Origin of the sequence: Amycolatopsis rubida (assembly GCF_900115345.1) — a bacterium.
Lineage (GTDB): Bacteria > Actinomycetota > Actinomycetes > Mycobacteriales > Pseudonocardiaceae > Amycolatopsis > Amycolatopsis rubida.
This window is the reverse complement of record NZ_FOWC01000024.1, coordinates 80644-100425: the sequence shown is the minus strand read 5'-3', so window position 1 is coordinate 100425 and position 19782 is coordinate 80644. Positions and strand designations below refer to the sequence as shown.

Genomic DNA, 19782 nt, shown 5'->3' with positions numbered 1-19782 from the left:
CTACCGGCTCAAGCTTCGGCCCCCGACGTCCCGCGGCACCATCAGTCATGCCGCCAGAGCCTAACTGACGACGAATTAACGACGCAGGACACTAGTTGCATTCGGGCCGGGTCTCATCGACGCTCGAGCAACTCGGCGACGTGGTCGGCGACGGGCTTGAGTTCGCGGCACACTAATCTGCGGATGGTTCCAACATGCCGGAGGCGAGGAACGGTCGACGGAAACCGGGTGAACTGCGGACGCTGGTCAATGGTGAAATGGAATATTCCGGTGAGAGGGAAGTCCCACGGCATGCCCTTGTCGCAGCGCCCGGGCGGTGGGAGATTCGGCAGATCGGGCAACGGAGGCCAGAACTCTCCATCCGCTGCGGTTGCGCGAACGGTATTTGCGTGTCGAACCTTGTCCCGAAAAGTGTAGTAGTCTGTTTCGTTGTATACCAGAAGCAGCAGCCGGGCGGGAGTGGAAACGCGGACCACTTCGGTGAATTCCCATACTGTCCCCTCGCCAGGCGACGCTGTCATGATGATGGCGTGCGCTCCGTGGATCAGGCTGCTCAGCGTGTCCTTCCAGTCGTCGATCGGCAGGTATCCGCGTTCGGCGCCGAGTTCGGGCAGTCGTTCGCCCGGCTGGCCGATCGCGATGATGCGGCCGAAGCCCTGAAACTGCCGCATCACGAAATTTTCGTGCGTCAACCCCGGCAGCTCGAATGGCGAGCGGGTGAGCCAACCGGGCGCCTCCGTTGGAGATGAGGCCATCGCGGCGTCGGCGGAGAAGGGACGGAGGTAGAGCAGATATCGTTGTCCGTCGAGGGATTCGAAAGAGTCGATGGTCCGGTGGAGGTGTCGTCTGCCCCGCTTGAGGACAATCGGGGACACTGCGAAGAGCAGAATGCCAAAGCTCAAGATCGCGATCAACAGTGTCAGTCGAATCCAGGACGGGATTTCCTGGAGGCTGCCGGCTGTCTCTGTGAAGAAGGTCCGATAAAGGAGTGCGCCGCTGAAGGTCAGGAAAAGACCGAGCACTCGGCATGTCCAGCCCAGCGTGACCAGCAATCTCCCCAAGCTTCGACGCTGAGCGGTTGAGATGGGGGCGGGCATGCGCACGGGTGGCTGCCCGCTCAGCGTGGTTGCCGTGCGGCCCTCGGCAGAAAATTCCTGCTGGTGAAGATGTGGCTCGTCCTCCTGGTGGGCGAACCCTCTCAGCGCCGCCAATACGACCAGCGTCCAGGGAATTGATTGATGGGAAGCGAGATGGTCGGACATCTGAACGGCGACCGACGAGGTAGCCGCCGCGAGTGCCAGAACGTTCCACGCCGTCACCGGAGTGACAGAACGAGCGGCCGCCAGCGCTCTGATGCTTGCCGCAGCCGCCCAAGTGCCCATGAGGAGGATGAGCAAGTCGATCGCGAAGAGCGACAGGAACAGCGGCACGGCGGTGTCGGGCTCGCTGTCGGGGCCGACCATGAGCCCGCCTTCCGCGGCGAGCGTGGTATCCGCAAAGCTTCGAGCTGAGAACCACGCGATACAGAGCGTCGCGGTGAGGATGGCCCATTTCAGCAGTTCTGGCGGTGGCGTGGTGGACAGTCTCCCGGAGAGCCACCCTTGGCGGGGAAAGAGCACGGCCGCGGTCGCTTGGAACAGAACCGCCATGGCCACGATCCAGGTGACCTCGGAACCCGACAACACCCGCCGATGATCGCTTCCCACGAGCTTTCGCGTCGCTAACATCGGAAAAGCGGCACCGTACGGACGCGCCGATCACTCTAACGGAGCAGGCGGGGTTGCCTTGTCGACGGTCGACGCAGAACGAGGCGCGTTCCGGCGGAGGTGCAGGCAGATTCGGTATCCGCGGCGAGGCAGCCGAGCTGGCGTTGGCTCCGGTGGTCTTGTGCGGCGCGGCATCGGGCGAGGGAGTGCTCTCACCCGCACAGGCTCAGTGCCCGGTGGATCCGGCGTCGGGCGTAGAGCTCACTGGTCTCGGTTTCCGAGGTGTCGTGTCGGTGGAGGCGAATCAGGGCGACGGCGGGGCGGGCCGACTCGAGTTGAAGCGAGGACCGTGAAGCGGCTGTGTCGGCAAGCCTGACGGCGTGCCGGTGCTCCCCCCTGACAGGACCGCCGTGGCTCACTCAGTACCGGTCCGAGTGCTGGTGAGCAGGCACCGGCCCCGGTGGCTAGCGGTTTGCCCGGAGCGGCCGGCTTTACTGCCTCGCGCCGTGGCCGGCTGCCGTCGACGAGGGCATGCCGGCGTTGTTCGCCTCCGGCGGCGACTGAGCCGCGGACCCGGCTAGAGTGAGCGGGTGCCCGAGTTCCTGGCCCGGTATTTCCGACCGAAGCCGATCGACGTCGATGTCGTGCGCGGTGGCCTGTGGACAGCGGTCGACGCCACGGCTTACGCCGGTGAGAAGGCCGCCTACCAGGCCGCGCTCCTCGACCAGTACAAGATATACGTCGAAATGGCCGATCGGATCAGCGCTCGCCGAGCGGTGGCGAACGGGTTCTTCCTGAGCCTGAACACAGCGACGTTGACCGCGGCGGGTGCGTTGTGGGGCTCGGCGTCCCTGCGGTCGTGGTTGCTGTTCGTGCCGCTGTGCCTGCTGTTGGCGCAGACCGCGGCCTGGTTCTGGATCGTCCGCTCGTACCGGCAGCTCAACTCGGCCAAGTACATCGTGATCGGGATGATCGAAGAACAGCTCCCCGCATCGCCGTACTGGCGGGCCGAGTGGCAGGCGCTGGGCGAGGGCAAGGACAAGGCGCTGTACTGGCCGCTCACCCACCTGGAGCAGTGGCTGCCGGTGATTCTCGCGGTAGTTTACGTCCTCGGCTTCGTCGTCGCGGTGGCCCTGCCGCGCTGATCTGCTGGACGCAGTAACGGTTTTTCGCAGCACAATGAGCTCCTCCCCGATGCGTGCGCCGAGCGGGAACGTCTTGATACAGACGGTGCACGAAGCGGGTCTGCCTGTCGTGAACCAGGCCGTAGCCGCAGGCTCGGACCAGGCCGAAGGCGGACGCGCATCAGGCGCTGGCGAACGGGATCCGTGCGGATGACGGCGTTCTGGCCGGGAAACGCCCGGGGCCTCGGGCCGCCGCGCGACTATGGCGACCCGGGTGCCATGCCGGAATGCGCCGCTGATCCGGTTCGGCATCGCGTAGTTCGGCCAGCCAGCTGGGGCATCCAGCGCGGATCCGGGTGCTGGAGCTGCTGGGCGCAGCGGGAGCACGCGGTGGCCGAGGTCGGCATCGAGCCGGCGAATCTCTCGCAGCAGCTGGCGGTCCAGATGCACGGTAGCCTCGACCGACCTGGTGACTGCCCAGTCGACCGCGCGGGCGGAGCTGGAGATGGTCGGCAGAAGCAGGTCCGGGTGCTGCCGGGTCATCTCGGACATCGGGGCTGCCCCGTCCTCGAATACGGTGGCCAGGGCGGCCGGGGACTTGCCTGTGGGCCATTTCCGAGGCAGCTGAGCCACGCCGCCGTTCGGGTCGCACACCGGCCGCCATCAGCCGTGCGAAGTAACCCGCGACGTCCAGGACCTCGGGAACGCCCCGGGCGCGAGCATGTCGCGGTGGAGCTGGGGTTGCCGACGATGGAAGCAGGCGTGCATTACGCGCGTCCGGAGCAGGACCGGCACGCGTGAGCGGTCGCGGCGGTGCTGGGCGCGGCGGTCGGTGAAGGAGCTGGAGGGGTGGCCGCCGGCGGACAGGACCGCGTTCCTGCGCTCGGGGGAGAAGCGGGTAGAGGGCTCGGGGTGGCAGTAGTGAGTGTGGTTGCGGAGCATGGCGTGGAGGACGTCGCAGCGGCGGCGGGCTGGGGGAAGGCGGTGTTCTCGTTGAAGTGCTGGTGTGTGGACAGGCAGTGGTGGAGGCAGCCGGGCATGCGGTTGAAGAGGTTGCGTTGGGCGGCTGCGTGGCGGTCACCGGTTTGGTGCCGGCGGTCGTAGTGGCGGCGTGCTCCTGGTGGTGCGGTGAGGGCGGTGAGGTTTCCCCGTTGGGTCGGACACCGGGTTCCATGCTGCGTGGGTGGTGGGTGGACTGGCGTTGCCCAGGTTCTTCGGACTGTCGTCTGTGGAGTGGTTGTTGTAGTTCGTGGAGTCTTTCATATTCGACTGGGGTGAGGTACCCGAGTTTGGAATGGCGGCGTTGCCGGTTGTGGAAGATCTCGAGGTACTGGAAGATCTCGTTGGCTAGTTCGGTCCGGGTTTTCCATTTCCTTCGGTCGAGAAGTTCGGTCTGCATCTTCGACCAGAACGATTCCATCATCGCGTTGTCGTATCCGTCGCCGACGGTTCCGAGCGAGGGCATCAGACCGGCCGCCTTGACGCGGCTGGTGAAGGTCCAAGACGTGAACTGCACCCCGTGGCCGGAGTGAAACACGTTGCCAGGCTTGGGATCACGGTTGCTGATCGCCATCTCCAGGGCGTTCACGACGAGCGTGGTGTTCTGGCTGTTGTCGATGGACCCGCCGACGATCTTGCGGCTGAACGCGTCCAGCACCGCGCAGCAGTAGAGTTTCCCTTCCCGGGTGGGATGCTCGGTGATGTCGCACACCCAGAGCAGATTTGGTTGGGTGCGCAGGAAATTCCGGTTGACCAGGTCTTCGCTGCGGACCTCGACTTTCGGGTTCTTGCGGGTCTGCGGCCGCGGAATCCCGGCCAGCCCGGCCGCCCGCATGAGTTTCGCGACCGTCTTGCGGCTGACCATGATGCCCATCCCCAGGCGCAGTTCGGCCTGCACCCGTGGTGCGCCGTAGGTGCCGCGGGAGCGGGCATGGATCTCGGTGATCACTCCGGACAGCCACTCCCGGCGCAGCGCCGCCGGCGAGACCGGCCTCGAGCGCCACTCATAGAACCCGGAATGACTCACCTCCAGCATCCGGCAGGTCAGCTTGATCGGTAGACCCCGCTCCGCGAGCCGGGCGACTACCGGAAACGCCCTTTTGGGTCGCCCTTCAGCTCCTCATAGATCTTCGACGCCTCACGCAGGACCTCCAACTCGGTCTCCAGCTGGCGGATCCGTCGCTTCGCCGCCACGAGATCGGCGTGCTCGGTGTTGCTCAGCCCAGGACGTTCACCATGGTCGATACGGTCCTGCTTGATCCAGTTGTGCAGGCAGGACTCGCTGATCTCGAGCTCACGTGCGGTCTCCCGGACCGACCTGCCGGCCCGGACCAGCGCGACCGCCCGAGCCCGAAACTCAGCGGGATAAGCCTTCGGCACGATCGACAGCCTTCCAGACGACAAGCCATCGACTCCACAAACCCGAGTCCGTCATCAGGGGGCAACGCCACCGTGTCCGGCGAACGGGGGAAGCTCAGCGGGTGCCGTGGGTGACTGCGGCGGACACGACGGGGATGTAGTCGGCGAAGGTCGGCAGGAGTGGTTTGGAGGCGGGTGTGTTGAGGAGGTCTTGCGGGGTGAGGCCCATCCTGTCGAGCAGGAGCCGGGCCGCGTCGAGGTCGGTGTTTCGGGCCGGTTCGGTGCCGTGGCGTTGGGAGGTCATGCGGGATCACCGTCCAGCAGCGTCGGGTGGGCGTCGGCGAGCAGCCGGTCGAGCTGTGCCGGTGGGTGTGCGAGAAGCACGCCGCGGTCGGGGTGGGCGGCGAGCAGAACGCGGTCGCCGGTGGCCAGGCTGCAGCGGTGTCTTACGGGTGCGGGCAGGCGCAGGTCGCCGTGGCCGGTCATGGCGAGTGTGCCGTTGGGGTCAGCGACGATCACCGCAGTTGCGTGAGTGACGTTGACGGCCAGTCGTGTCCCGGGTTCCCAGCCCAGGGCGGAGAACACCGTGCGGTCGGCGATCCGGCCGTGGCAGTCGAGGGCCGACAGCCCGTACGCGACGGTGCTGGTGCGCGGGGCAGGGATATCGGGCAACGGCAGGGGCTTGCTGGCTGCCGCAAGCGGGGAGCGCCTGTCGCGTGCCGATGTGGAGGGGATCGCCACCGGAGCGATCACGGTGCCGGTCATGCCCACCACCCCCGAAGCGGCGACCGGCTGAAGGCCGGGCCGGGGTGTTGAGGTGCCTTCCGGCACCGGTACGTTGCTTGTAGCACGTATGCGACAAAATTGTGTCCGAGGGGTGAGTTGCACACTATCCACACGCCTTCGATCGCCAGCTTGACCACCGATCAAGGTCGACGCTCAACTGGTAGGTCAAGTAGCGTCATAGCTGTGAGTGGTGGACGACCGGAGCGCCGCTTGCGGGGCTGCAGCTTCCGGGACGGGGGATTCGTCTCGCTCGTGGTGTAGGCATGGCTAGTGACCATCTTCTCCAACTTGCTGTTTAAGAATAAGAGTCGCTGCTTGTTCAGTCGGACGGTGCCGGGTAATAGCGGGCAGTGTCTTTCGCCTAGTCGCGGACGCGCGTCGTGTTGTGGGATGTAGGTCGAGGAGTCGGGCACCGAGAACGTTCAGCGGTGCTGGGCAGCGAACTTCGGGAGCGTGGATGCATGCCCAGACCTCGGGCGGGTCTCATGCGAGTATTCGAAGCTCTTGCTGGCCGGGGACTGTCGCCCCGGCCAGCAAGAGCTGTCTGATGACGCGGGTCAGTGGACGCGTGGGTCGTCCGTGCCGCCTTCACTGCTGATGTTGATGTTCACGATGTACACCTCCTTTGTGGAGTGCCCCGGCAGGTCTGGCCACGCGCACCGGTACCTGCACCATACGATCAAGGTAGCCATGACCAGCAGTTGCATCCACGCGTGGATGCTGCCGGACGTGGCGCTGCCGGCAAGACCGGTCAGTTCGCAGCCGAGCAGTGGGTGGTTCATGGCGCTCTCCTTTCTGGTCTTGTGGACCGCTTTGCAGCATTCGCGAGTGCCGTGGCTATAACGTGGCCATTTCGTGGCCAACCGCATGGAGGAGAGGCCGATGTTGATCAGGCTGCTGGGACAGCCCGCCGTGATGCAGAAGAACGGAGAACTGAAGGTCCTGCCTCGGCGGGTCGGCGAGGCGGTGGCAGTCCTGGCGACGAGGCGCGGGCGGAGGACAAGCACCCGGCAGTTGCCAGAGCTGTTGTTCCCCGGCGTGCCGCCAGACAAGGCGGACTGGCGCACGCTGTTGAAGAAGGCCCGGAAGGAACTGCCAGCAGGGACCTTGCCAGATGCCTACGGCGGCGCGGCCCGGTTGATTGTCGAGTCGGACGAAGTCGACTGCCTGCGTTTCGCGGACCTCGTGCGGAGGGCCGAGCATGAACAGGGAGGTGCCCGTGCTCGGCTGTTGCTGGAGGCGTTGGCATTGTGGACGGACGACGTGCCATTCGAAGGATCCGAGCTCCGGTGCCTGGACGAGGAACGCGCCAAACTGGAACGCCACCGGGCCGACGCACACTGCTCATTGGTGGAGGCGTTGATCGCGGACCACCAGCTCGGTGTTGCTTGGACGCACGCGCGGAGTGCGCCGCCCGAATGCATGGATTCTGAGCGGTTCCTCGCGGCGCTGGCAGCTTTGCTGGCTGAGCGGGGCGAGATGCGCGAGCTGAGGTCACTGATCCCCGGTTACGAACAGCGGACGGCCGCACCGGCGAGCCGGGCGCTCCGCGAACACGTCGATCGCTTGCTGGCCGAAGGGTTCTCTTCGCAGAAGCTGCAGGCTATCCGCATGGGGCCAGGCGTGCCGAGGGAGCTGCCGCGCGGACGCGCCGAGCTGACTGATCGGGAAGCAGAACTTGCGGAGCTCGTCGATCGTCTTTCACGAAGGGGCGGCATCACTGTCGTATACGGGCAGGGTGGCGTGGGGAAGACCCAGCTCGCTCTCCGCGCCGCTCGGGAACGCCAGGGTGAGTTCGACGGCGGGACGTTGTTCGCCGACCTGCGAGGGTTCTCCGTCGACCCGCCGCGAGACCCTCGGCAACGCCTGCTGACGTGGTTGTCGATGCTGGGGGTTTCGACGAAGGATTACGGCCTGGACACTCCTTCGGCCGATATAGACGACCTCGCAGCGCTCTACCGGAGCGTGCTCGCCGAGCGCGCGGTGCTGGTGGTCCTCGACAACGCGGCGGACGCGAACCAGATCCGGCTGCTGCTGCCTCCGCCCGGCCCCTCAGCGTGCTTGATCACCACCCGGACCGAGCTGAGGTCTCCGGAACTGCCCTCGGACGTGCAGAGTGTCAAGCTGCACCCGTGGCGGGTGGAAACGGGCATCGCGTTCCTGCGAGAGGCGCTCGCCGACGGGCGAGTTTTGACCGACTCGATGGCCGCACGGACTATTGTCGAGTACTGCGGTGGGCTCCCGCTTGCGTTGGACGCGGTGAGATCGAGGCTGCGCAGGCGCGGAGACTTGAGCCTGGGCATGGTGGTGGCGGAGCTGAAGGACCTCCGAGAGCGATTGCGTACCCTGGACCGTTTCACGGCAGAGCCGGGTGTCAGCGCTGTCCTCAGCTGGTCAGTTCGTGCATTGCCAGACTATGCCGAGGACGCTTTCCGGCGGATCGGAGTAGTACCGGAGCTCGCGATCACGGCCTTCTCCCTCGCCTCCGTGCTCTCCGAAAGGGGATCGGAGGCCAGCGCAGTCATCGACGAACTGGTCGAGGCGAACATCATTTCGCCGGCGGACCGGTACGGGGTGTTCGAGATGCACGATCTTTTCCGCGCTTGCGCGGCGACTGTCGCAGCTGACCTCGAGCCGGAGCAGCGGCAGTGCACGGAGGACAGCGTGCAGGACTTCGCGCTGCAACAGGCCATCGCCTGTGATCAGGTCCTCGATCCGAGACGAGCGCTCTCGGCGCCGGAAGCGCGGGAAGAACGTTCGGTCTGCGTCCCGGAATCAGTCGAAGGAGCCCTGCGCCTTGGGGAAGCTTTTTACGTTGTGTGCAAGTGGGCACTGGATCGAGCCGCCCGGTTGGAGCAACACAAGTATTCGATGTGGATGCCCGTAGTATTGGCGGTTTTCTACCGGAAGACGGGGCGGTGGAACGACCAGGTGGCAGCCCTGCGGCAGGCGAGTGAGGTTGCCGAGATCTCCGGAACCCCAACTGAACGTGCGCGCGTATGGCGCCATCTTGGCGCTGCGTACAACTACATCAATCAGCATGGTCTTGCAGTGACCAGCCAAAAACGAGGACTCCGGATCAGCGTTGAGAGCGGCGACCGGACGAGCGAGGCGTTGTCAACGCAGGCGCTGGGCATCGCATACGAGAAGGCAGGGGATCTTGCGTTGGCCCAGCCCTGTTTCGAGCGGGCCTTGGAGCTTTTCGAAAGTCTGGGAGACGAACGCGGGCTGGCTCACGCGCACAATGGCATCGCATGCGTGCGATTCGCGGAGAACGACCTGAAGGCTGCCCTCAGGGCAGCGAGGACCGCACTTGACAAGGCGGAGCGCGCGGGAGACGTCAACGGGCAAGGCGCGGTTCTCCGCAGTCTCGGACAGATTTACCACGGGTTAGGAGATGCCCAAGCAGCTGTCGACGCTTATCTGGAGGCATATGAACGATATCTCGCAGATGGCTACGTGACTGCGGCGGCAAAGGCGGCCCGGCGCGCTGCCGACCTCCTGGCTGAGACCTCTCCGGATCGAGCGCAGGCGCTGCGCGACAAAGCCGATGTCTTGCTGGCTGGCCTGCCGAAGGCCGGCACTTAGCAGCCTGCTGAGTGAAGCGGCCGGTCATAGCTGAGCCGATTGCCGGTGTTTCGCGGTGAGATCCGGTCGGGCGGCGAGAGGGTGCGGAAGCGAGCTGGGCTCGGGCAAGAGCGGGGCCAGCCGCTCGACCACCTCGTTTATCGATTGCGGGCGCTGGGTGCAGTCTCTCTGCACCATACTTGTCAACAGCGGCCGGAGCGGCGGTTCGATGCGCTCCCGGATCGGCTCGGGAACCTGGTGCGCTTCCGCTTCGACGTTCCAGTGCAGCTTGGCGTCATACGGGACTTCACCCGTTTGCGCCTTGATCAGCGTGCAGCCGAGCGCGTATATGTCTATGAGGGGGTTCACGACGTCGGCTCGCACCTGTTCGACCGGAGCGTATCCGCGCGTGGCGAATCTGACGGTGCGGTTTCCGGTCTCGTGGGTGATGCCCAGGTCGAGCAGGTAGACGGCGGCGTCGTCGCCGATCATGATGTTCGACGGATTGACGTCGCAGTGCACCAGGCGCTTCCGGTGCACCGCGGCCAGGATCTGGCCCAGGGCGGTGCCGAGTGCAGCGATCTCCTCTGTGCTCAGCAAAGGGTTTGCGTCGAGGAAGCTGTCGAGCGTCCGTCCGTCGACCAGGCTCATCACGTAGTACGCGGAATTGTTCCAGGTGCCGGCATCGAGGTATTCCGGGATTCCTGGAATATTCCTCAGTCGCTCGGCGGTACTGCTCTCTCGCTCGAACTCTGCCCATTTGGCTTTGAAGAGGCTGGTCGACTCGTTGAACCGGTCCTTGACTCGCTTGAGCGCGACCTCAGCGTGGGTTTCGAGATCTACTGCTCGGTAGACATGGCCCATGCTTCCTTGCCCGGCTTCTTCTACTACGCGGTAACGGCCGTCGACCACGTCACCTTCGAAAATCACGCCCGCTCCGTTTCGTGCTTCTCCGGCCGGTTTGCTTCCTCTTGGAGAGCACTATGGCAGAATATGCGCTCGGCGACAGCGAAGGGGAGGTCAAGTGTCGGCTGGGAATCATCCGAACTGCGCACGGGGAAGTGTTTCCGGGCTGACTGTTTCGGTCGGGAAAATCGGTGCGTCGAAGTTCAACTGCCCGATGAAGGACGCGCTGAACGCCAGGGAGGGCTTGGCACCGGAGAGGCCGGTGCCGAGTGGGCGGGCGCGGATGGAGGAGTTCGGGCTCGAGCCAGTCATGCGTGCACTGGATCAGTTGGAAGGTTTACCCGGCGAGTATCGGCCGTCTGCTGCGGTGCACGAGGGGCACGTCCGATGGGCCGAGCACGCTGTGCGGCATTACCAGCAGGTCTTCGCTCCTGCGGAGGCTGGGGTTCCGCAGTTGCGGCCGCTGCTGGGGCGGACCTGGAAGACAGCGTGGTCGGCCGAAGGGCAGGTGAGCAAGACGATCACCGCGTGGGGCCGCCGTTACGCTTCCGTGGACGGCGCTTTCTGCGAGTTGCGGCCGATCACGTTCCGGAGCCGCGATGAGGCGAAGGAGTTGCGCGAGCTGAAGGCACAGGTCGCCGCGTATGTCATCGCCAGAGCAGAGCCCCGTGCTAAACGCATTCGCGTGGTCGATTTCGCTTGTCTGGATGGGGACCGCCTTGTCAGGTTCGACGGTCCGCCGGAACTGGCCGCGGAACTTTACCGGGACAAGGGCCGGAAGGCTGTCACGGCTGTCGTGGATGGCGAATCCCATCAGCCGGGTACGGCGTGTGGGGACTGCCGGTTCATCGCGAGCTGTCCCGCCGTCCCCGAGGTGCCTGGCCTGCTGGGTGTCCCTGGACGGCCGATCCGCCGCAGGACCTGGTCGCCCAGCACCGGGCGGAACCATCAGGCGTGCCCGGCCCGCCACCATCTCCGGGACCGGCTGCACCTGCCGATAGACCAGGTACGAGAACACGAAGGGCCGGCCGAGCGCGGTCGCGCCGTCCACCGGGCGCTGGCCTCGGCGCATCGTCGGCAGCCGGCGCGCCGGTGCTCGCCGGTCCCGGAAGAGGGCTGGGAACCAGAGGGCCTTCCGGATTCCGAGCAAGAACTCGCCCGCCAGTTGTTCGCGGAACACGCGGAGGTCTGTCCCGGCGTGCATTTGCCGGCGACCGCGGAGCTGCGCCCGGAGCACGATCTCGTGGTGTGGGACTCGGAAGCGGACGTAGTCGTGATCACGACCCCCGACCTGTTATACGAGGAAGCGGGTTCGACCGTGTGGCGGGAGGTGAAGAGCAGCCGGACGCGGCGTCCGTGGCGCGGCGACCCGGTGACGAAGCTGTCGCAGATCGCGCTGGCTGTGCTGATGATGCGGCACGGCGTGCTCGGGACAGGGCCCGGGCAGCGGATCGAGCTGGAAGTCCTGCGTCCGGACATTTCCGAGGTGATCCCGGTCGATCCGTTCAACGAGTCCGTGCACGAAACCGCTCGCACGGTCATTCGTGAACTCGTTGCGCCGTGGCACTCGGACGATCTCTTCCCCCCGAACCCGGGTGAGCGCTGTGCGGCCTGCGTGGTCGCGCGTTGGTGCCCGTCCGCCATGCCCGAGGCCAGGGGCGAGGCTTGATGGAGCAACGGTTTGTGAGCGATTCCGCGCTGATCCGGGTGGTGGCGCAAGCCTTGCTCGATCTTGAAGCAGGGCGGGTGGGCAGTTCCGGCGCGGTGTACCCGTCGGCTGTGCAGCAAGCGCTCGACCAAGTTGGCCTAGCGTGCCTGCTCAGCGGTGACGACGATGTTCCGGGCACTGTGCCCGCATTGGTCTCTTGGTGCGCCGCGACGCCGTTGTCCCGGTGGCCGTTGAAGCGGCCGGGGGAAGAGGACATCTACTTGCTCGATCCAGATACGCGGAGACCGACTCGGTACTGCCTGGATTTTTCTGGTGCTGCGGTGTCGCGGAACGAGGACGGCGTGCTGCGTATGCTTGCGGATCTGCGCGTTCGGGCTGGCTCGGACGAGCGGTTCCGGCAATGCCGCAGGCTGCTGATCGAGTCGGGCGCGGTAGACCGGGACACCCGGCTGGGGTTCATGGCGGACCCGGAACAGGGCGGATGGTGGGAGCTGATCCGCCCGCTCTACCTCGACGCGGACCCGGCTGCGGCCGGGAATGCGTGCGCGGGCTGCGGGGAACGCGCCGAGGGCTCCTGTTCTACCCCGTGGTGCACCTCGACGGAAGCTGTCCCGGTGTCGGGCGCACAAGTGCCGGCTCGCGAAATGCGGCACCGTGTCGTTCACCCCGGGCTAGGAGAGCACCAGATCGAGGCGCGGCTGCAGGCTCTTGGCGTGCGGACCGGCCCCACTCCCGGTCTTCTCGGCGGGTTGATCCTGCCGGACCTGGCGTGGACCGCGTACGCGAGCAGCCGGACCCTGCCGGAGTTCGTCGTGGCCGATTTGCCTGACCAGACGCCGGAAGGGCGAGTTTTCGTCGTCCTTCCCGATCCGGCGCCGGATGAGGAGTTCCGGAGCGAGGTCCTTGAGCGATCCGGTGGCCTCAAAGCCGAAGCGGTCTCCGCGCAGGATTTCTTCGATCTGGTCGGGAGGGCGTTGGATGCGTAGTTCTCGATCGTTTTTCCGGCCGCTGGTCGAGGAAATGCGTCGCTTCTGCAGCGCGGACGCGGGATTGCTCTACAGCGCCTGCGCGGTCGAGCTTGGCCTGGAAACGGCCCGCCGGCTTTCCGGGTCTCTGCGTGTGCGGGATACCTGGCCGTTGTTCAGCGGGCATCCGTTCGCGCGCTGGGCCGGCTTGACGATCAGCCCGGCAGATGAGGCGATGCTGCGCCTGGTCCGGCAGGAGCTGTGGACGCTGGCCGGACCGACTTCGTGGGCGGAGGCGGTCCGCGGATACGGGCAACTCACCGAACTGGTGCGCGGATTCGACAACGTTTCCTGGAGCGAAGTACCGAACCGCCGCCAGGTCGGGGTCGCCAGGGAACGGTGGGACGTCTACGACCGGCTCCTGATCGAAGCCGCGCCGCTTTCTGGCCGGGCCCTCCTCCCGGCTGAAGCTGGTCGGTACAGCTTCTTCAGCGGTCGGAACCGGCTGACTCTGCATCTCCCGGAATTGAACGCGACTGTGCCTGAGCCGCACGACCTCGGCGCGCCGGCGGCCGGTGGCGGACAACCGATGAGGGTGACGAAGGACGAGCTCAAGGCAACCGCGAAGGCCATGAATCGTCTGCGCCCGGAAAACTGGGTCTCGCGGTTGAATGATGTCTGGTTCGAAATTAGCGACGGGAGTGAGTTCGTCGATTCCGAGGAACTCACGATTGAGGGCCTGACTCACGTGCTCGGCATCGTAGGTGCCGGAAAAAGCACCCTGCGGGACATCTTGGCAGTGCATGTGGCTCGGAAGCTGAACGGACGGGTGACAGTCGTCGTCAATGACGTCGCCGAAGCCCTCAAATGCGTTGAGCGGTACAACGCGTGTCTCGGTGCGAACGGGCACGCGGCACCAGTCATCGGGATTTCCGGTCGAGCAGAGCACTTGCGCCGGCTGCACCGGCGCAAGACGAGCCGCGGCGTGCGAAATCTCCTGGATCATCAGGACGAAGGTTTCGCCTATGTCAGCGTGCAATGCCTCCTGAACCCGATCCTTGCCGCGCAAGGGGCGGAGCCGGTCGAGTATCACGCCGCGCCCTGCGAAAGCCTTTACCCGCCGACCCGCGCTACCCCGGACGAGGCGGACATCGACGACGTCGAATGGTCCTCTGCCCGTCGTGCCTGCCCGCTGTGGAACCGCTGTGGGCGGCATGAAGGAGCCCGCAGACTTCGGGACGCGGCGATCTGGGTGGCGACGCCTGCCGCGTTGGTCGACGCCCGGATTCCCTGGGCACAGAACTCCGAGAAGGTCCACTTCCTCGAGGCCGCGGCGCGGCGCAGCGACCTGATCGTCGTCGACGAGGCGGACCGGGTGCAAGTCCAGCTGGACGCGATGTTCGCGCCGGGGATCGTCTTGACCGGGCAGGGCGCGCAGTCCTGGGTGGACAACACGATCATCCATCGGTCGGGGGAATTTTCCGCGCATGGGCGGGTGCAGCTGTCCAGCCAGACCGTGGAAACGTGGAATTCCTCGATGCACGGCGTGGGCATGATCTCGGACCAGCTCACGGCGAAACTGGTGCAAGACAAGGCTCTTCGCCGCTGGCTCCCCGCCAGGCACTTCAGCTCCTGGCGGCTTATGCAGAAGCTGATCGCCGACATCTACGGCACGGACCAATCCCGGGCGGCGGAGCGAGACGTGGTCACGGACGTGCTGGACGCGTTTCGCGGCAATCCATACGGCGATCGTGCCCGGCCTGGCTATGAGGTCTGGGACGCCGACCGTGAGCTGCTGCAGCAGGAACTGGTGACGTTGACCGGCCAGTTGCTGCACACCCGGTTCGAGGATTTCACCAGGAACGAAACGCTGCGCGTGTACCGGGCGCTGTTCGGCTTGGACCTGGCGACGCTGGACGAGGCGACGCGCAAGCTGCGCTGCCTTCAGTTCGAGTTCTTCCTCCGGCTCGCCGCGCTAGAAGCCGATCTAGCCACGGTCGTCGCGATGTGGCCGCGCGTACGAGCGGCGATGCGCCTCGGCTTCAGTGAACTCTACCGCCGGCCCGTTGCCTACGCACCGATGGTGCCCGAGGCACCCATGGGCAACGTCCTCGGGTTCCAGTTCCGGGAGGACGCGGTGGACGGGGAGGACCGGGTGCGCGGTCAGCTGCGGTTCTTCCTGTGTTCCGGTGTGGGCAGGGCATTGCTCGATGCGTTGCCGCGAATGCCGGAAATCGACCGTCGGCCAGGGCTCCAGGTGATGGCGTTGTCGGGAAGCAGCTGGGCTGGTTTCTCGACGCGCTATCACCTGCGCGCGCCGGTGACCGTGCTGATCAAACCTGACTCCCGGAAAAAACAGCCGATGCGGGACGGCTGCGTTTTCCGGTTCGAGCCGTTGTTCGACGGCGGAGTTCCGCTGACCTTGTCCGGTGTGGGCCTGGACCGACGGTTCGAGATCTTGGAGCGAATGACCGTCGAGCTGGGCAGAGGAGGCAACGACGGAAAACTGGGGACCGAACTGAGCGAGATCAAGAATCGTGATCGTCGCCGGGCACTCTTGCTGGTCGGCAGCTACGAGGAAGCCCAGTTCGTCGCCGACTGCCTGCACAATCTGCACCCGAGATGGAAGGGCAGGGTCCTGCGACTGGTTTCCGACGATGCCGAGGACGAAGCGCACGCGGCGGAGGTCGGGGAGTCCCAAGGAGACCGGCAGGCTCGCATCGTCCGGCGCGGTGATGTCGAGACCCTGAGCGAAATCAGAGGCGCGGAGATTCTTGTGGCACCGTTGCTCGCGGTCGAACGCGGTCACAACATCCTGGTGAGCCAGAGAGATTACGCGGCCATCGGAACGGTCTTTTTCCTCGCCCGCCCGCAACCCCGGCCGGACGACCTGGGACTGACGGTCAACATCGTCAACGACTGGCTCTGCCGGAACGAATCCGAGGCAGCGGAATGGCTCGCGTCAGCCGGCAGCCTCGACGAGGGAGCCCGGAAGTTCCGGAGCGAAAGCCGCACGCGCTGGCATCAGGCCATGAACAGGTCTTACGGCTGGCTGGCGCTGGCCGGCAAGGGCCGCGAAGCCGACCACTCAGCCGTCACCTGGAACCTGCTCGTGTTGATGTGGCAGGCGATCGGGCGACTGGTTCGCGGGGGCGTCGAAGCTCGGGTCGTGTTCGTCGACGCCGCCTTCCTGCCCCGGTGCGCTGCCCGTCGTGCTTTCGTCCGGAGCGGAGAAGAGGCCGAGTTCGTCCCGGACGACGCCGCATCGAGTTTGCTCGTGAGCATCGCCGAGCAACTCGGCCGATATCTGGATCCGGACGCCTCCGAACGCGGAGTGCCGGAGAGCGAAATCCGGATCGCCGACCTGCTTTACCGACCGATGTGGACCGCACTGACGAAGTGCCTCGACGAAGCGATGAAGGGCTGCGATGGTTGACTATGTCCTCCGCCCGACCGCCTACCGGCTCGATCCGGACTTCCCCGGTTGGACGCCGGAGTTTTACGTGATCGAGTTCGGCGATGAGCGTGCCGCCGCCCTGAGAGACCTCCGGATCCGGCTGTCGAAGCACAAAGGGCTGCCGACTAAGGCGCTGAACCAGCTGTTCGAGGCGATCTGCCCGGGCGTGATCGCCGCTCGGAACGCCCAGGACGCTGAGGACAGCACCTGGTTGTACTCCCGCCGGGAAGTCCCGATGAGGGTGGTCTGGGCTGCGATCAACAACTGGGTGCGCAGCTGGCGCCGAGCCGACGACACCGGCAGGGACGACGAGGACATCGCCGAGGTGCTGCGAAACCTTCGGCGGACACCGCTGGAATGGCGCGCGGACCGAGTGAACCTGGCCGAGCGGACAGCGTCGCCGGGCGGCGCGACGCTCCCGCACCGTCGACTGTACAAGATCCTTCCAGAGTTCCTCGCGGCTCGCCTGACAGCCCATCCTTGTCCGTATCTCGGGCCTAGGAGCGGGCTCCGGGTCCTCGGGGGTGGCGAACGGACCGAGCTCTTGTCCTGGCCGCCACAGCAGTACCGTGCAGACGGTCGCGTCTGGCACTACTCGCTCCGGGTGCGGATCTCCGTGCAGACGGTGCCTTTCGGACGGGACTTCCGGGTCCACGTCACGACGGGGATCCGGCGCTGGCTGACCGGCGAGCCGTTGCGGGAGCGCAGTGCTACCGCGGTCCTCGAAACAAGCCTGGACTGGCTGTGCCCTTCGGCAGAACCGGCCCGGCTGATCTCCGGGCGCATCTGGCGAAACTCTCGGAGCAGGGAATACCGCTGGGGAATGCACAGTCTGCCGGTTCTGCTGCCGTCGTTGTCCGATTACTGCCCGCCCGCAGACGACCTGATGCGGGATCCGGACCGGTGGGCGTCGGGTGACAAGCAGGCCTACTTGACGTACTGGACGCGCCATGAGTTCAAGCACAAGGTCAAGCCTGGCCTCCTCCCCAAGGAACGTCGGCTGATCGACGAATGGGTCCACGAAAGCCTGCGGGGCTGCCTGGTCCGCGACGGCGACCTCGTCCGTGCACTCGGCGCACGATCGCTGCGCCGCCCTCGGCCGCCGGCCCGCACTTCTCCGGAAGTCGGTCGCCAGCGGCGCACCGCGATTGCTCGGGCTACCAACGGAAAGCCGGTCGTGCTGGAGCTTCTACATCGCGAGGAGGCAATGGCCGAGCTCGTGGTGAGTGAGCTTGCTGTCCTCCTCGGCCTGCCCGCACCGTTGGCCTCGGACAGGCAGTGGAAGTGGGACACACCCGAGCTGACCGTCGTGCTGCGGACCTTGCAGGACGTCGGAGTGCTCGCGTCCTTGCCCGCCGGCAAGGGGGACTATCAAGAGCGTGCCGAATTCCATGACCAGGCGGTGCGGGCGCGGCGGGGCGAGGTGGCACAGTCGCTGTCCGCGGTCGGTCCGGAGGCCGCGGTGCCCATCGCGCTCGTCGAGCTGCCCGGGCCGAAGAAGTTTCCGGATCCGCGCCGGGACCCGAAATTCGCCGTCCGGCTCGGCTGCGCGCGGGCCGGACGGGTCAGCCAGTTCGTCCGGCCGGTGTCGGAATCCGCCGAAGATGCTCCGCATCGAGTCAGGGCGGCTTTGCTGGATGGGTTCCGTCAGCTCGGTGCGGTACCGGTGCCTGACCACACCTTGGGCGATCTGCTCGAGATCGACTTGGACTACCTCGGAGTGTGGATGATCAGGAAGCGCCGGAACCGGGAGGACAGCCATCTGGCGAACGCACTGGTCGCCGTTCGGATCAAGCGGTCCGGGGACGGGTACGTCATCGAAGGATGGTCGGGTCTGCAGCGCAGGTGGCGGCCCTACCCGCGCTTGCTGATCGAACTGGCCGAACTGGCCGAGATTCCGGAAGACCCGACGATGCCTGCTCCGTTCGACCGCTGGCACAGTAATGAGGATCAGCAACGCATCTGCGCTTCTCAACTCAAGCGGCTACTCGCTCAGGTTCGCGGCAGGCCGACGATGGTGGTCGCGGGCGCGCACAACCTGCGACTGGTCTGGCCGTGGCTGCAGAACGGTCAGCTGGTCCCCGATTTCCTCCAGTTCGGCGAGCAACCGCCTCAGCGGATCGATGTTTACGGCCGAGACCTGCGGCTGGTCCTCGTTCGCGGCGAACCGGACGAAGTCCCCCAATGGTATTGGCCGAAGGGCTCCGGTGAAACCGCTACTGCGGGATTCCGTCAGGGCTTGTGGAGGGCTGACTACGCTGCTGATGAGAACAGAGTTTTTGTCAGCACGGGTGAAACGTCAGCGCAGAACGGCAAGATGAGGAGCCTGCTCAAGATCACACCCGAATCCGCGTGGCCCACGGCACCCGAGACTTCTGGCTGGAATCCCGGTTATCTGGAAGTTGCCGTCGCCGGATGTTTGTCGCCGCAGATTCTCGCGACCAGCGGCCGTACCGACACGAAACCAGACGATCCGTGCGCACTGGCGGCACTTGTGCACCAGCTGCGCCATTCCGACGACTATCCGGGGCCGTTGGCCCTGCCGCTGCCGCTGCATCTGGCCAAGCTCGCCGGCGAGTATGTGCTTCCGTCGCGTGAGGATGGCGACACGGAGGGGCTGACAGAAGATCTCGACGAGGATGATTCGACGGAGGATCTGGTTGCGGACGACGAGTCCGAATAAGGATGTGGGACTTGAGCGGGTCGATAATTGCAGAAGTAACCGCAGACGAGCGCGGAATGGGTAGTGCGCCGTGCGGTGTCGGGGTGTTCCCTGCCAGGTGTTCGGCAGCGGGCGGGGAGATGACTGCGGAGGGGCGAATTGCACACTAACCACACCACTCGAACTGCTCGGATGAGCTGGGCTCAACCAGTCGGTGGCGCGCGTCTGAAGGCCGGCGATGTCTCATCGCAGGTTTCCTGGCCGCGGCATCAAGTCTGTCGTATGCGTCGAGCCAGGACCGCACGGTGTTGACCAGATCGAAATCCGCGACAGTGCTCGCAGCGATGTACTCTCCAATTCGTTGTGAGGACACAAAGTGAGTCGGTACCCACAGCATGAAATCTACGCCGTCCTGGCGATGGTTATCGGCTACTACGACCAGCATGGCGACGTCGCGGTGCTCCGCCGGGCAGTCGACATGGTCGAGACGGCCCTGTCGAACAGTCTTGCGCTCAGCGATGAACATCGCGATATGTCTGAAGCCGAGGCAAGGGCGCGTGGCTCTTGCACGCGAATTCTAGG

The 19782-nt window shown here is 65.6% G+C and carries 12 protein-coding genes and 1 pseudogene; 6 read left to right on the top strand and 7 right to left on the bottom strand.

What is annotated here, in order from left to right:
- Positions 1-113: 113 nt before the first annotated feature.
- Positions 114-1685, bottom strand: a complete 1572-nt coding sequence (locus tag BM362_RS43865) for a hypothetical protein (RefSeq protein ID WP_093577166.1) — start codon at positions 1683-1685, stop codon at positions 114-116.
- Positions 1686-2296: 611 nt separating this feature from the next.
- Between BM362_RS43865 and BM362_RS43860 the strand changes: the two genes are divergently transcribed.
- Positions 2297-2851: a RipA family octameric membrane protein gene (locus BM362_RS43860; RefSeq protein ID WP_208865526.1), complete on the top strand. Its 555-nt coding sequence runs from the start codon at positions 2297-2299 to the stop codon at positions 2849-2851.
- Positions 2852-4088: 1237 nt separating this feature from the next.
- Here BM362_RS43860 and BM362_RS43855 read toward each other — a convergent pair.
- The 4 genes and pseudogenes from BM362_RS43855 to BM362_RS43840 all read right to left on the bottom strand — a co-directional run.
- Positions 4089-5209: pseudogene (locus BM362_RS43855) on the bottom strand (IS3 family transposase); the annotation flags it as partial.
- A 94-nt stretch (positions 5210-5303) separates the two neighbouring features.
- Positions 5304-5492 carry a hypothetical protein gene (locus tag BM362_RS43850; RefSeq protein WP_093577165.1) on the bottom strand — a complete coding sequence of 63 codons (189 nt, stop codon included), beginning with the start codon at positions 5490-5492 and terminating at the stop codon, positions 5304-5306.
- On the bottom strand, positions 5489-5953 hold the full coding sequence (locus BM362_RS43845) for an AbrB/MazE/SpoVT family DNA-binding domain-containing protein (protein ID WP_244287483.1): 465 nt from the start codon (positions 5951-5953) through the stop codon (positions 5489-5491). The genes BM362_RS43850 and BM362_RS43845 overlap by 4 nt, the downstream gene beginning before the upstream one ends.
- A 578-nt stretch (positions 5954-6531) precedes the next feature.
- Positions 6532-6756, bottom strand: coding sequence for a hypothetical protein (locus tag BM362_RS43840; RefSeq protein WP_093577164.1), 225 nt, complete (start codon positions 6754-6756; stop codon positions 6532-6534).
- Positions 6757-6856: 100 nt separating this feature from the next.
- Here BM362_RS43840 and BM362_RS43835 point away from each other — a divergent pair, with 100 nt between their 5' ends.
- Entirely contained in the window at positions 6857-9562 is a 2706-nt protein-coding gene (locus BM362_RS43835; protein ID WP_167545668.1) for a tetratricopeptide repeat protein, read from the top strand.
- A 24-nt stretch (positions 9563-9586) separates the two neighbouring features.
- Here BM362_RS43835 and BM362_RS43830 read toward each other — a convergent pair whose 3' ends face one another.
- Entirely contained in the window at positions 9587-10471 is an 885-nt protein-coding gene (locus BM362_RS43830; protein WP_093577162.1) for a serine/threonine-protein kinase, read from the bottom strand.
- A 31-nt stretch (positions 10472-10502) separates the two neighbouring features.
- Here BM362_RS43830 and BM362_RS43825 point away from each other — a divergent pair, with 31 nt between their 5' ends.
- Genes BM362_RS43825 through BM362_RS43810 form a run of 4 tightly spaced genes read left to right on the top strand, consistent with a single transcriptional unit; the run spans position 10503 to position 19221 of the window.
- On the top strand, positions 10503-12116 hold the full coding sequence (locus tag BM362_RS43825; RefSeq protein WP_143132647.1) for a PD-(D/E)XK nuclease family protein: 1614 nt from the start codon (positions 10503-10505) through the stop codon (positions 12114-12116).
- Complete coding sequence (locus BM362_RS43820; RefSeq protein ID WP_093577160.1) at positions 12116-13102, top strand: pPIWI_RE_Y domain-containing protein; 987 nt, start codon at positions 12116-12118, stop codon at positions 13100-13102. The genes BM362_RS43825 and BM362_RS43820 overlap by 1 nt, the downstream gene beginning before the upstream one ends.
- Positions 13095-16517: a pPIWI_RE_Z domain-containing protein gene (locus BM362_RS43815; protein ID WP_143132645.1), complete on the top strand. Its 3423-nt coding sequence runs from the start codon at positions 13095-13097 to the stop codon at positions 16515-16517. Before BM362_RS43820 ends, BM362_RS43815 begins: the two co-directional genes overlap by 8 nt.
- A complete protein-coding gene (locus tag BM362_RS43810) occupies positions 16510-19221 on the top strand; it encodes a pPIWI_RE module domain-containing protein (RefSeq protein WP_093577158.1) in 2712 nt (903 codons plus the stop codon). Before BM362_RS43815 ends, BM362_RS43810 begins: the two co-directional genes overlap by 8 nt.
- 145 nt (positions 19222-19366) lie before the next feature.
- Here BM362_RS43810 and BM362_RS47185 read toward each other — a convergent pair whose 3' ends face one another.
- Positions 19367-19726 carry a hypothetical protein gene (locus BM362_RS47185; RefSeq protein WP_143132644.1) on the bottom strand — a complete coding sequence of 120 codons (360 nt, stop codon included), beginning with the start codon at positions 19724-19726 and terminating at the stop codon, positions 19367-19369.
- Positions 19727-19782: the final 56 nt, after the last annotated feature.

Excerpts from the sequence above, each read along its gene's own strand:
- BM362_RS43820 (WP_093577160.1), top strand. The coding sequence starts at position 12,116 with ATGGAGCAACGGTTTGTGAGCGATTCCGCGCTGATCCGGGTGGTGGCG.
- BM362_RS43815 (WP_143132645.1), top strand. The coding sequence starts at position 13,095 with ATGCGTAGTTCTCGATCGTTTTTCCGGCCGCTGGTCGAGGAAATGCGT.
- BM362_RS43840 (WP_093577164.1), bottom strand. The coding sequence starts at position 6,756 with ATGAACCACCCACTGCTCGGCTGCGAACTGACCGGTCTTGCCGGCAGC.
- BM362_RS47185 (WP_143132644.1), bottom strand. The coding sequence starts at position 19,726 with ATGTTCATCGCTGAGCGCAAGACTGTTCGACAGGGCCGTCTCGACCAT.
- BM362_RS43850 (WP_093577165.1), bottom strand. The coding sequence starts at position 5,492 with ATGACCTCCCAACGCCACGGCACCGAACCGGCCCGAAACACCGACCTC.
- BM362_RS43835 (WP_167545668.1), top strand. The coding sequence starts at position 6,857 with ATGTTGATCAGGCTGCTGGGACAGCCCGCCGTGATGCAGAAGAACGGA.
- BM362_RS43845 (WP_244287483.1), bottom strand. The coding sequence starts at position 5,953 with ATGACCGGCACCGTGATCGCTCCGGTGGCGATCCCCTCCACATCGGCA.
- BM362_RS43810 (WP_093577158.1), top strand. The coding sequence starts at position 16,510 with ATGGTTGACTATGTCCTCCGCCCGACCGCCTACCGGCTCGATCCGGAC.